Consider the following 12,630-nt stretch of genomic DNA (forward strand, 5'->3'; position numbering starts at 1 on the left):
GAGGAATTTATGGGCATGTTAAAAAGGGAGTTTTGGAAATGAGATTATCGATGGTGCTTGAAGCCCTCGACGGCTGTATAAAAAAAATGAGAAATGAAGTTGATCCAGATCTGTCAGGAATCCAAATGGATTCGCGTAAGGTAAAGCCAGGAGACCTCTTTGTCGCGATCACTGGCTTTCAAATAGATGGCCACCAATTCATAGAAGAGGCACTGAGAAAAGGGGCATCTGCCGTTATTGGGGAAATTGAGTTGGATCTTGCAGTTCCTTATGTACAGGTAAAAGACAGCAGGCTCGCACTAGGCAGGGCGGCCAGTGTGTTTTATAACCATCCATCGAGGAAGCACACAGTAATCGGGATTACCGGAACAAACGGAAAAACAACCGTAGCATATATAGTGAAACACATTCTTGAACATGCAGGTAAAAGCTGCTCTTTATTAGGAACTGTTTCTTATATGATAAACGACGAAGTGTACAAACCTTCAAATACTACGCCTGACGCACTGCAGATTCAGGAATTGATTGCTAAAAGCAATGATGAATTTGTTGTCCTTGAGGTTTCTTCCCATGCTCTTAAGCAATACCGCATTGAAGGGTTAGAAATGGATTATGGACTATTCACAAATCTATCGCACGACCATCTTGATTACCATCCAACAATAGAAGATTATTTTGAAGCAAAGACGCTTATGTACAATTACATGAAACCTAATGGTGCGGGTATTGTAAGCAGATTAAGCGAATGGGGAGACAAACTGACTCACTTGCTTGCAGTTAAAGAAGTTCCTGTTTATTCGATTGGCTATGACGAGGGCAATGACCTGAAAATACAAGACATAACCTTGAATGGACAAACTAAATTTGATATAAAACTTGGTGAAACCGTTTATGCAGTTACTTTCCCATCACCTGGCCTGCATAATGTTTATAACGCTGCAATGGCTTTTTTAACCGCTGTTAAAATAGGCATCAACCCTGAGGTAATTATCGCTGCGCTTAAATCATTCCCTGGCGTGCCTGGCCGATTCGAAATGATCTCACACCCAGAGGGGGCAACCTTCATTGTCGATTATGCCCATACAGAGGATGCAATTGAGTATTGTCTACAGGCTGCAAAGGAACATAAAGCAGCGAAAATTAAGCATATTTTTGGCTTTCGGGGAGATAGGGACAAAAGTAAAAGAGAACCTATGGTAAAGGCGTCAGCCATGCTAAGCGACGAATTTATTTTGACTTTTGATGATCTGAATGGTGTTCCTCCAGAGGAAATGCTTAATGAACTGAAAAAACTCAATGATAAATTTGGCAGCAATAAAGGTCTGATTATTCCCGACAGAACTTTGGCAATCCAGCTGGCCTGGGAAAATGCCAAAAATGGTGAATGGATTCTAATCACAGGAAAAGGTCCTGAAAAATACAAATCAGATTACGAACTTCCTGCATCATCCGATAAAGAGACACTATTTTATCTGCAAAAAATGAATAGTAAAGAAAAGGTCATTGGCTAAAATTTAACCAGGCTGAGTTACACTCGGCCTGGTTTTTTGTTTAGCAATAGATGGTGTTTTTAAAGAAACTTTATCGAAAAAGAAATTTTGACATGCCAAGAAATTAAACTCTTTCTGGAGAAAAGACACAAATTATTCTTCATTAATTGACAATAATATGAAATGTGAAGTGCGTCACTCCTATTTTTCACTTGCGTCTTTTAAGATAAAAGTAAGATAACAACACATCCCTTATAACCGGGAGGAGGTATCTCAATATGAATAAAAATGAAATTTATAAACTGCTCGAAGAAGTGGAAGAACCAACGCTTGGAGTGGATATTGTGAACCTTGGCCTGGTTTATGAGGTTTGTGTCAAGGACGATGATGATGTGGAAATCGTCATGACTACGAGGAATGAGGATTGCCTGCTGGCCGATTATATTGCGCTGTCTGCCCGTGAACATTTGGCTGAACGTATTGGCAATTATGATAAGATTGAAATAAAAATGGTGTCTGCTCCAAAATGGACAAAAGAACGGATGTCTAGATACGCGAAGTATATGCTGGACTTATAGAAGGATGTTTCAGCCTATAAGGCTTGCGGATTAGCAAGCATTGATTGGCTGTTTTCGTAAGTATTGATCCAAAAGAGTGAATAGCCAATTACAGAGAAATAAGAGGAATTGTTTCCATACCCCAATATATTTTGACCTTTTAACGAATTATCTTTTAGAATAAGAGTTGGGTAAGTATTGGAGGCATCATGATGATCTTAAAAAGAATTGCTGGCATCAGCATATGGAAGTTGAACAGGACATTAAAAAAATTGGCATTTGCGAGGATGGAACTGGAAAAGCAGATGCGCAAAGAGTTGATTGTTGTCCTGCTGGAGCCGAAAAAAGAAAGTGTGCTCGCAACACCTGAAGAAAAGAAAGAAATCGAACAAACAGTCATGGCACTAAATGGCTTTGAAACATTAAGATTGTGCCTGCTTGAAGATTGTAAACCGGTATACATGGAGAAGGTTACCCAGAGCGGTGTTTCAAGGTGGCTGGAAATTCCGGTTGAACCACTAATTACATACGAGTTCATGAATGAATCTTCTAGAAATCATGAGCAGCTGATTGGGTAGGGTGAAGTGGAAAGGAGCCAAATTGGCTCTTTTTTTTATGTTCTTTTCGTATAGATATTTCATTTTCGATATGATTGATCTCTTGAATCCTTGAATTTACGGGTTAATAATAAGCTCCATTTGATGAATAGAATATGGGCTAATTTTTTTCGGGCGATTAATTGCACAAATGTCTATGCCTGAATAGGATATAGGGACATAAAAAAAGGAGGTTGTTACGATGGGTGATGCATGCGGATTTGGCGGCGGTTTCGCTTTGCTAGTAGTTTTGTTCATTCTTTTAATCATAATCGGAGCGTCTTGGGGTTTCGGTTACTAAAAATTGAATAATTTATTGCATAAAGGAGGTCATATTATGTACGGTGGCTGCGGATACGGTGGTTACGGTTATGGAGGAGCAGGATACGGCAGCGGTTTTGTGTTAGTTGTTGTTCTGTTTATCCTTTTAATTATTGTTGGATGTTCTTTCTGTTTTTAAGCAAACAGGAAAGTGCTTGAGATGATCAAGCACTTTTTTGCTTTTAAAGTGTAACCGCAAAGTCAAGTTAGTCAATAAGGATGATGGAAAAAAATACGCAACCTGTTATTTTAAAATAAAGTAAAAAAATTCTGAAAATAGTGATTCTTTTTTCGCGCTCATTCGTCTAACTGTTTGGACAAAGGGGGGAGAAATTTGAGCGATCAATACAGTAGTCTTTTCCAACAAGTATACGAGGAGTACAGTGATAAGGTATATGGTTATCTCCTATTGCTGACTGGAAAAAAAGAAATTGCTGAGGATTTGACTCAGGAAACATTTTTAAAAGTGTACAAGCACTTTGATCAGTTCAATGGAGATTCACAAATGTTTACCTGGTTAGTGAAAATTGCCAGAAATGTTGCAATTGACTATTTAAGAAGGGTAAACAGGCTGCGTTTTTTTTCGCTGGACAAGTTTTCAATACAGGCCAGCCAGCCCTCACCAATTGAAATCATCGTCAAAGGGGAGAAGACGTCTCTCTTGTACAAAGCGATTAAATCTTTGAAGCTAAGTTATCAGGAAGTATTGATCTTAAGGAAAATTAAGGAGTTTTCAATTAGAGAAACTGCTTTAATACTTGGCTGGAGTGAGAATAAAGTGAAAATCACAACATCCCGGGCAATGTCCGCATTAAAAAAAGAGTTAATGAGGAGAGGCGAATTAATTGAAGAAATCATTTGAACTTGAAGATAGCTTCAGGAGTCTTAACCACATACCAAGGTCTGATACTCAAAAGCGTAAAACTTATCATAATATATTGGACAATGGGAGGCCGAAAAAGGAGTTTCAGCAGTTTTTTAGAAGTTGGACGGTTTCCATCTTAACGTTTACCATGCTCCTGATCAGTTCTGCTTTCCTGTATATGCAAATTATCACCCCATCAAATAGCCAGCAATCCTCGATGAAACCTGCGGATCATTTTGCAGCAGGCAAAGTGGTAAGAACTTATTTAAATAAGTCCGATCCGGATTATTTTACCCTTCAAACAAATTTGACCAGGCCAGGAATAACCATTTTAGACGACGAGAATTGGATGGGAAACATTAACAAGGCCCTGACTAGAATGACAGCACAACCAAATGCGCCAACCGGGAAAAAAATATATGATTTTTTAATTGTTTTCGAAGGCAGGGAGCCAGCAGAATGTAAGCTCTGGGTCAATGAAAGACAGGTATACCTTAAGGAACTGAAGAGTGAACAGGTATTTAAAATCGAAACAGGACAAGCTGGCGTGATTATTAAAACAATAGAAGATATTGAAAAACGGGTTCGATTTTAGAACCTGTTTTTTATTTTGTTTAGCTTCTAAAATGTTTATCAATGTTTAAGAAAGGGTAGTAGTTAGCTTGTATTTAATATTTCAACTTGAATATACAGGGGGAGAATCATGAAGAGGGGTCTGGCATTAATTCTTGTACCATTTTTATTAATTGGTCTGCTTGCAGGATGTTCAGGAGAACAAAAGGCAGAGGCAGAAAAAACAAAGGATGGAAAGGTCGTCGTCAATTTCTGGACATTTTGGGGTTCAGAAACACGCAGGCCAATCATTGAAAAAATCATCGATGATTACAATCAATCCCAAGATAAGGTTTTTGTCAAACATACATTCCTGCCATGGGGAGATATCTGGACTAAAAACCTTGCATCTGTTGCAGCTGGAAATCCTGCAGATGTCATCATCAATGACATTAATACTGTTTCCCAGCGTGCTGAGAACAAGCAGGTAGAAGATTTAAGCAAATATATGGATGATTCATTCAAACAGCAATTTTATCCGCATTTATGGGAAACAGTTGAATATAAGGGCAAAGCTTATGCTGTTCCTTTCAATACAGATACACGACTGCTTTTCTATAACAAGAAAGCATTCAAGGAAGCGGGATTGGATCCAAACAAGCCCCCAGCTACGTGGGAAGAGCTAGAAGAATATGCGGAAAAATTAGATGTAAAAAAAGGTGATCATTACGAGCGCATCGGTTTTTATCCATTATGGGGAAGTGCTGGAGCTTCTAGCTGGATGACAAACGCTGACAATGGTAAAGGATTTATTGATAATGGTGAATTGGCGATTAATACGCCAAAGAAAGTCGAAGCACTTGAATGGATTCTTGGATGGAAAGAGCGTCTGGGAGAGAATACAGTTCAAGCTTTCCAGGCAGAGTTCGGCAGTGAGCAGGCAAATCCGTTTATCGCTGAAAAAGTTGCGATGTGGGTTGATGTAGGAACATTCTATACACAGCTAAGAGATTATGGACAGAACGTCGAATTTGGAGTCGCTCCAATTCCTGCTTACCAGGAAGGTACTGGAAACTGGGCAGAAGGCGGCGGTTTCGTTGCAGAAGTTCCTAAAGGGGCAAAGCATCCGAAGGAAGCAATGGATTTCATTAAATATTTAACGGGTGCTGACGCACAAAAGTATTGGGCTGTTAAAAACTATGACAATGTTGCTAACAAAGAAGCCGCGGAAGCAACTATATCCGAACTGAAGGGTCCGGACAAAACAGTCTATGAAGCTACTGTTGAAAATCTAAAACAAACAAAAATGTTCCCGGTACCAGTTGAGTATCCTGACTACCATAGCCGAATCAACCCGCAAATCGATAATGCTCTTTTAGGTAAAATTTCTCCTGAAAAAGCATTGGAGAAAGCGGAAAAAGATGTAGAAAAGATGAAGAAATAGATGAATAAGAAAAGAGAAGGCGATGCCCTTCTCTTTTTAATAGGCTCTGTTAAAGCTGAATGTTGATTTTTAAAACCTGTTGATTGGAGTGGAAGGCGCGCAGACTCCTTCGAAAATGCTAACGCATTTCCATCGTGCGTGAGCAGGCTCGAGGAAGCTATTCAATGTCCTGCGGGCGCAGCTGGACAGGTGAGACCCCGCAGGAGCGAAGCGACGAGGAGGCTCAGCGCCAGCCCCGCAGAAAGCGAAGCGCCTGGAACGAAAATCAACAGCCTTATTTAACAGAGCCTTTTAATAAGGATTTTTATTTTTGAAATGATATATATTTTCTGATAATTAGCATTCGAGGGGGTCTGGGAAGGTATGAAGTCTTCTGATACAACATTGGCACAAACAGAAGCTGGTGGGAAAGTACTGTATGAAACTAAAGCAAAAGCGGCAGTAACAAAAAAGAAAGGTCTTAGCAGACAGGCAAAAGACAATCTTGCTGGCTATTTATTTATAGCTCCCTGGATCATTGGTTTTATCGGGTTAACATTAGGGCCGTTATTATTCAGTTTGGCTGCAAGTTTTACAGATTATAATATTACATCAAAAATGAACTTTGTTGGATTTGAAAATTTCAAACGCATGTTTACAATGGATGATCTTTTCCGCACTTCTCTTTATAATACTCTTTATTATGTGATTTTTTCGGTTCCATTGACGACTGCAGGTGCTATTTTGCTTGGTGTTCTTTTAAACCAGAAGGTAAAAGGCATGAGGATTTTCAGGACAATCTATTACCTTCCTGCGGTGTTATCCGGGGTAGCAGTATACTTCCTTTGGATGCAGCTGTTAAGCCCTTCTACAGGTTTAGTAAATACGATGCTGGGGTGGGTTGGGATTGATGGTCCGGCATGGCTGTTCGATCCTGAATGGACAAAGCCAGCCTTGTTATTGATGAAAATGTGGAGTGTAGGTGGAGGAATGCTCTTATATCTTGCGAGTTTGCAGGGAGTTTCGCCACAGATGTATGAAGCGGCTGATATTGAAGGAGCTACTTCTTGGCAGAAATTCTTCCATATTACCCTGCCGATGATCTCACCAATTATCTTTTTTGATGTCATCACGAGTACAATTGGATCATTTCAGATTTTCCAGGAAGCATACGTCATGACTGAAAATGGAAGCGGCGGACCAGGGAACTCACTCTTATTCTATAATTTGCATATGTGGAACAACGCGTTTGAAGTCTTTAACATGGGTTATGCATCTGCGATGGCATGGCTCCTGTTCATTATTGTAATGATTTTAACCGTAGTAAATATGAAACTAGGAAAACGCTGGGTACATTATGAAGGGGGAGATGGAAAATGAGTGCAGCGACAGCACCTAGATTCTACGAAACTAAGAAGTTTAAAGAGAATATGAAGCTCACTTTTGTCACGCTGCTGCTCATTGGGGGAAGCACACTGATTTTGATGCCTTTATGGTGGATGATTTCTACTTCACTTAAATCTCCAGCCGAAATTGCCCAGTATCCACCGACTTTTCTTCCAAAAGAATTTAATTTTAGCAATTATATTGAAGCGTGGCAGACTGCTCCATTCACTCGCTGGGCAATGAACACATTATTCATCGCCGCAATCGGGACGATAGGCAGCGTGTTTGTAAACTCTCTTGTCGCATATGCTTTTGCAAAGATCAAGTTTAAAGGGAGAAATACACTTTTTGTCATTGTTCTTTCAACGATGCTGATCCCAGGTTTTGTGACAATGGTTCCACAATATATTCTCTTTTCAAAACTTGGTTGGGTGAATACGTATCTGCCACTAATTGTTCCGGCTTTCCTTGGCAGTGCCTTCTTCATCTTCCTTCTTCGACAGTTCATGATGGGGATACCCAATGAGTTAATCGAGGCTGCTGTACTCGACGGAGCAGGTCATTTGCAAATTTGGTGGCATATCATGCTTCCGTTAACTAAACCGGCACTTATTACCGTTGCGATTTTTTCATTTAACGGTGCATGGAATGACCTGTTAGGACCATTGCTTTATATTAACGATGAAAGTATGTATACACTTCAAATCGGACTTCAAACCTTTAAAGGAACTGTCCAGACACAATGGCATTACTTGATGGCTATGTCGGTAACAGTTCTGTTGCCGGTGGTTCTATTATTCTTCTTTTTCCAGAGATACTTTATTGAAGGATCAAATCTTGCATCAGGAACTAAAGGTTAATAACAAAAGGATGCTGCACTTTAAACTGTGCAGCATCCTTTTTTTAGGACTATCCATTTTATGATTTTGAGGCAGAGCCTGAAAACGCGCTTAAAATCTTAAGAAAGTTAACTGCAACCATTAATTAGAAACTGGACAATTAGTCAGCCAAACGCCTGATACGCAAACTCTATAACCGTCATAATATGCATAACTTGTGCATCGCCAGCATAAGTAGCCATCCGGGTTCGCAACACCTTCTTGCTGGACTGTTTCTGCTTTTTGGGTGTTAATGTTTTTAACCTGTGAAATTGAGTCTTTCTGTGAAGGAGAGGCAATTACAGATCCAGAGAAAATTAGCAGCAGGACAAACGTCATCATCATTAACTTTTGCATTTTCCTTCCCCCTTTTTTAAATAGATAATACGAATCATTGCGAAAACTTACTTTGTAAAAAATTTACTATTACTTTAAAGTACGGATTAAATATGAATTTTAGAATAGGACAAAATCTTTATTATTCTCAGGGCCGCTGTAGTAAAAAAGGGGTGCAGGGAATTTTCCCAATAAAAAAATACGCCCAGATCGTCTGGACGTAACCGTTTTATAAGCTATGCTGTGGCAGATCTTTCTCGGTTATCACATTCTCCCCCTTATTAGTTTCCTTCCAAATTTTAAATTTTTCCAAGTCTGCAGTGATTTGTTTTAGGACAAATCCGATGACTGCCGCATCATCAACAATCCCCAATCCTACCAAGAAATCAGGCATCAAATCAATCGGTGAGACGAAATAGATGATTGAGGCAATGATTGTAACAATTGAAGCAGTAGGAATTTTTCTATATTCACCTTTGCGCCATGCACTGACTAATTCAAAAAGGAGTTGCAGGTTGTCCCATATTTCTGTAAGGGAACCTTTTTTATCATCAGCTTTTTTAGTTGCATCTTTAATGAGAACATCCGTTTTTTCTGGTCGTTTTACGTATTCTTTAGCTTTTTTTTCAAACTTTTTATATCCTTCTTCTATTTTTTTTGTGCCTAGCATGATTAACACCCTTCCTGGACGTGCTGAAAGTTATTACTACTATTTTTACCCTTATTAACTATTTGTCAAAACATCGCCAGCAATTAGAAAATTTTCCGAATAGTATTTAACAGAACTAAAAATAGAATGAGATCCGTTTTAATACGGTCATTAAGGGAATTTTATAGGATGAGTTAAAATGGTTGACGAATCATGTATATACAAGTAAAATGAAAACGTAATCAAAAACATGTATATACAAGTTTTCTTTCGAGCATCATTTTTTAGGTAATAAATGAAAACGGTAACAGGAGGAGAGAAGTATGAATCGTCAAGCTGTTGAGCAGATTGTTGAAGCTGTGGGCGGCAAAGAAAATATTGCTGCCGCAACACATTGTGTAACAAGGCTGCGTTTTGCCTTGAAAGACGAAGGCAAGGTAGATAAAGAAAAACTCGAAAACATTGATCTTGTAAAAGGTTCATTCTCAGCCAATGGACAATATCAGGTTGTAATCGGCCAGGGGCTGGTAGACAAAGTATATAACGAAATGGTAGAAATCACTGGCATTGGTACAGCGACAAAACAGGAAATTAAAGATGCTGCTGAACAAAACCTAAATCCATTGCAGAGAGCGATTAAAACACTTGCGGATATTTTCATTCCGATTTTGCCAGCAATCGTCACAGCTGGTTTGTTAATGGGAATTAACAATATTCTTACTGGTAAGGATATCTTTTTCGAAGGGAAGGCCCTTATTGATGTCTATACAAATTGGGCTGATTTTGCCAGTATTATTAACTTAATCGCAAATACAGCATTTGTATTTCTGCCAGGCTTGATCGGCTGGAGTGCAGTCAATAAATTTGGCGGAAACCCGCTGCTTGGGATTGTTTTAGGCTTAATGCTTGTTCATCCGGACTTACTGAATGCATGGGGATACGGTGCAGCTCAGCAGGAAGGAAAGATTCCGACATGGAACCTATTCGGTTTAACAGTTGAAAAAGTCGGCTATCAAGGCCAGGTATTGCCTGTTTTGCTTGCTTCTTATGTACTTGCAAAGATGGAGATATTCCTGAAAAAACGCATCCCTGATGCCTTCCAATTGCTTACAGTTGCTCCCATCTCGTTATTGGTAACTGGTTTCCTTTCTTTCATCGTAATTGGACCGATTACATTTATGATTGGTAACGGCATCACCAGTGCGGTCGTAGGAATTTTTGACGCTGTTCCGGCAATCGGCGGTTTAATCTACGGAGGGCTTTATGCACCACTCGTCATCACAGGGATGCACCATACATTCCTGGCAGTTGATTTACAATTGATCGGCACAATTGGAGGCACTTTCTTGTGGCCAATGGTGGCACTATCTAATATAGCCCAGGGTTCTGCCGCATTCGCGATGATGTTCGCAGACAAAAACAATGAAAAACTTAAAGGCTTATCATTAACATCAGCTATTTCAGCATGGCTCGGAATTACTGAACCAGCGATGTTTGGGGTAAACCTGCGCTATAAATATCCATTTATCGCTGCAATCATCGGCTCAGCAATCGCCGGAATCGTCATTACTCTTCGCGGTGTTCAGGCACCTTCTATAGGTGTAGGAGGCCTGCCGGCATTCTTATCCATTTTCACAGAATATTGGGGAGTATTCTTCATTGGTATGGGAATCGCGCTTGTAGTTCCTTTCGTACTGACATTCATAATGGCTAAGGCGAAACAGAAAAAAGAAGCTTAATTGCTAGAGAGTTAATCCTGACGGAGGTGGATTGTTTCAATGACTGAACCATGGTGGAAGAAGGCTGTAGTCTATCAAATTTATCCAAAGAGTTTTTATGACACAGCGGGAAATGGAACGGGCGACCTTCAGGGGATCATCGCCAAGCTTGATTATTTGAAAGAACTGGGTGTAGATGTAATATGGCTTACACCAATTTATGATTCTCCGCAGCGAGATAACGGCTACGATATAAGTGACTATTATAAGATTTATGAAGAATACGGCACAATGGAAGACTTCGACCGGCTGCTTGAAGAGGCTCATCAGCGAGGCATCAAGCTGATTATGGATATAGTGGTGAACCACTCATCAACAGAGCATGATTGGTTCCAGGATGCCCGAAAGTCAAAGGATAGTCCATACCGGGATTTTTATATATGGAAGGATCCAAAAGAAGATGGAAGCGCACCGACAAACTGGGAATCCAAGTTTGGAGGGAATGCATGGGCGTATGACGAAGAAACAGGTCAATACTACCTTCACCTTTTCGATGTGACCCAGGCGGATTTGAACTGGGAGAATGAACAGCTGCGCAATAATCTGTACGAGATGATGCACTATTGGTTTGAAAAAGGCGTCGATGGGTTCAGGCTTGATGTCATCAACCTTATTTCTAAAGACCAGGATTTCCCGGATGATGATGGGTCAGTGCCGCCGGGTGACGGGCGTGAATTTTACACGGACGGCCCTAAAATCCATCAGTATTTGCAGGAAATGAATCGTGAGGTTTTCTCGAAGTATGACAGCATGACGGTTGGCGAAATGTCTTCGACAACGATCGAGAACTGTATTAAATACTCAAATCCGGATCGTAATGAATTGAGCATGACCTTCAACTTTCACCATTTAAAAGTTGATTACTTGAATGGGGATAAATGGTCGCTTGTTGATTTTGATTTCCTCGCCTTGAAACGGATATTATCGTTATGGCAGTCAGAAATGCATAAAGGCGGTGGCTGGAATGCATTATTCTGGTGCAACCATGACCAGCCTAGGATTGTATCACGATACGGAAATGATGGTGAGTACCATCGTCAATCTTCCAAAATGCTGGCAACTGCTGTCCATATGATGCAAGGTACACCTTATATTTACCAGGGCGAAGAAATCGGGATGACGAATCCTTATTATGATAAAATCGAAGATTATCGTGATGTCGAGTCTTTAAATATGTATAAAATTAAGCTCACAGAAGGCATGCCTGAGGAAGAAATACTGAAAATCCTGCAAAGTAAGTCACGTGACAACTCACGGACACCTGTCCAATGGAATGGAGAAGAACATGCAGGTTTTACAAAAGGAACTCCATGGATTAATGTGGCTAAGAATTACCAGACGATAAATGTCAAAAATGCACTGGCTGACAAAGATTCAGTGTTTTATCATTACAAAAAACTGATTAAGCTTAGAAAGCAATACGATATTATTACGGATGGCGATTACGAAGTGATTCTAGAAGACCACCCACAAATATTTGCGTATGTCCGGAATGGACAGAGTGAAAAACTACTTGTCGTGAATAATTTTTACGGAAAAGAAACTGTGTTTGAACTTCCGGAAACAGTAAATCTTGAAGGTTATAGCGCTGAAATATTACTCTCGAACTATGATGATTCCAGCAAGGATATTTCAAGGCTAAGTCTCCGGCCATATGAATCGATTGTTTACCATTTAATGAAATAAGATATGTGGAGGCCTTTGTGTCTCCACAGTTTTTTTCGTTTGGTCATAAATTTTCCACTAGATGGAAAAAGTAGTGATTATCCGTTATTTCGTAGTGATTCTTATTAAAACCG

14 protein-coding genes are annotated in these 12,630 nt (G+C 39.8%); 12 read left to right on the forward strand and 2 right to left on the reverse strand.

Features of this window, described 5'->3' with window-relative positions; genetic code table 11:
- Positions 1–38 precede the first annotated feature (38 nt).
- The 10 genes from AABM38_RS07360 to AABM38_RS07405 all read left to right on the forward strand — a co-directional run bounded on the left by AABM38_RS07360 (position 39) and on the right by AABM38_RS07405 (position 8,050).
- Positions 39–1,511, forward strand: coding sequence for a UDP-N-acetylmuramoyl-L-alanyl-D-glutamate--2,6-diaminopimelate ligase (locus AABM38_RS07360; protein WP_423409804.1), 1,473 nt, complete (start codon positions 39–41; stop codon positions 1,509–1,511).
- 257 nt (positions 1,512–1,768) lie between these two features.
- Positions 1,769–2,068 (forward strand): metal-sulfur cluster assembly factor, encoded by a 300-nt coding sequence (locus tag AABM38_RS07365; protein WP_423409805.1) that lies wholly within the window; start codon positions 1,769–1,771, stop codon positions 2,066–2,068.
- A gap of 188 nt (positions 2,069–2,256) precedes the next feature.
- Positions 2,257–2,625 (forward strand): hypothetical protein, encoded by a 369-nt coding sequence (locus tag AABM38_RS07370; protein WP_423409806.1) that lies wholly within the window; start codon positions 2,257–2,259, stop codon positions 2,623–2,625.
- 220 nt (positions 2,626–2,845) lie between these two features.
- The gene (locus AABM38_RS07375; RefSeq protein ID WP_335376857.1) at positions 2,846–2,944 is read left to right on the forward strand and encodes a YjcZ family sporulation protein; all 99 of its coding nucleotides are present in this window, start codon (positions 2,846–2,848) and stop codon (positions 2,942–2,944) included.
- 36 nt (positions 2,945–2,980) lie between these two features.
- Positions 2,981–3,103 carry a YjcZ family sporulation protein gene (locus AABM38_RS07380; protein WP_423409807.1) on the forward strand — a complete coding sequence of 41 codons (123 nt, stop codon included), beginning with the start codon at positions 2,981–2,983 and terminating at the stop codon, positions 3,101–3,103.
- A gap of 195 nt (positions 3,104–3,298) precedes the next feature.
- Positions 3,299–3,826, forward strand: coding sequence for an RNA polymerase sigma factor (locus tag AABM38_RS07385; protein ID WP_423409808.1), 528 nt, complete (start codon positions 3,299–3,301; stop codon positions 3,824–3,826).
- A complete protein-coding gene (locus AABM38_RS07390) occupies positions 3,810–4,424 on the forward strand; it encodes a hypothetical protein (RefSeq protein ID WP_423409809.1) in 615 nt (204 codons plus the stop codon). Before AABM38_RS07385 ends, AABM38_RS07390 begins: the two co-directional genes overlap by 17 nt.
- 108 nt (positions 4,425–4,532) lie before the next feature.
- A complete protein-coding gene (locus AABM38_RS07395) occupies positions 4,533–5,825 on the forward strand; it encodes an ABC transporter substrate-binding protein (protein WP_423409810.1) in 1,293 nt (430 codons plus the stop codon).
- Positions 5,826–6,188: 363 nt separating this feature from the next.
- Positions 6,189–7,184 (forward strand): carbohydrate ABC transporter permease, encoded by a 996-nt coding sequence (locus AABM38_RS07400; RefSeq protein ID WP_423409811.1) that lies wholly within the window; start codon positions 6,189–6,191, stop codon positions 7,182–7,184.
- Positions 7,181–8,050, forward strand: coding sequence for a carbohydrate ABC transporter permease (locus AABM38_RS07405; RefSeq protein WP_423409812.1), 870 nt, complete (start codon positions 7,181–7,183; stop codon positions 8,048–8,050). The genes AABM38_RS07400 and AABM38_RS07405 overlap by 4 nt, the downstream gene beginning before the upstream one ends.
- A gap of 120 nt (positions 8,051–8,170) precedes the next feature.
- Here the strand turns inward: AABM38_RS07405 and AABM38_RS07410 are convergent, their stop codons facing one another.
- Together AABM38_RS07410 and AABM38_RS07415 are read right to left on the reverse strand one after the other, a co-directional pair.
- Complete coding sequence (locus tag AABM38_RS07410; protein ID WP_423409813.1) at positions 8,171–8,425, reverse strand: hypothetical protein; 255 nt, start codon at positions 8,423–8,425, stop codon at positions 8,171–8,173.
- Positions 8,426–8,633: 208 nt separating this feature from the next.
- Positions 8,634–9,074, reverse strand: coding sequence for a YkvA family protein (locus AABM38_RS07415; protein WP_423409814.1), 441 nt, complete (start codon positions 9,072–9,074; stop codon positions 8,634–8,636).
- Positions 9,075–9,376: 302 nt separating this feature from the next.
- On the opposite strand from AABM38_RS07415, the gene treP reads away from it, so the two are divergent.
- Entirely contained in the window at positions 9,377–10,792 is a 1,416-nt protein-coding gene (treP, locus tag AABM38_RS07420; RefSeq protein WP_423409815.1) for a PTS system trehalose-specific EIIBC component, read from the forward strand.
- A gap of 39 nt (positions 10,793–10,831) precedes the next feature.
- On the forward strand, positions 10,832–12,517 hold the full coding sequence (gene treC / locus AABM38_RS07425) for an alpha,alpha-phosphotrehalase (RefSeq protein WP_423409816.1): 1,686 nt from the start codon (positions 10,832–10,834) through the stop codon (positions 12,515–12,517).
- The last annotated feature ends 113 nt before the right edge of the window (positions 12,518–12,630 follow it).

The organism is Heyndrickxia sp. MSNUG (assembly GCF_049532715.1).
In the GTDB taxonomy this organism is placed as follows: Bacteria; Bacillota; Bacilli; order Bacillales; family Cytobacillaceae; genus Mesobacillus.